This window comes from Sandaracinomonas limnophila (assembly GCF_004005965.1).
GTDB lineage: Bacteria > Bacteroidota > Bacteroidia > Cytophagales > Spirosomataceae > Sandaracinomonas > Sandaracinomonas limnophila.
In genome coordinates this window covers 1-255 of sequence record NZ_SACY01000022.1, presented here as the reverse complement: position 1 = coordinate 255, position 255 = coordinate 1, and the positions used below count along the sequence as shown (strand labels likewise).

Sequence of the window (255 nt, the reverse complement as noted above, 5' to 3'; positions counted from 1 at the left end):
CAAAAGTGATTCCGTAAGTAGTGGCGAGCGAAAGCGGATTAGCCCAAACCAGTATTGTTTAGGCAAGACTGGGGTTGTAGGACTTCGATATCTGTACATAAGAGGAACAAGAACTGTCTGGGAAGGCAGGCCGAAGGAGGTGAGAGCCCTGTATTGGTAAGACTTGTGTATAGTAGGAGTATCCTGAGTAGGGGGGAGCTGGTGAAACTCCCTTTGAATCTGCCGGCACCATCCGGTAAGGCTAAATACTACCAA

Annotated in this window: 1 rRNA gene; it reads left to right on the top strand. The window is 48.6% G+C overall.

Going from position 1 to position 255, the window contains the following annotated elements:
- Positions 1-253 (top strand): 23S ribosomal RNA (locus EOJ36_RS11890); the annotation flags it as partial.
- Positions 254-255: the final 2 nt, after the last annotated feature.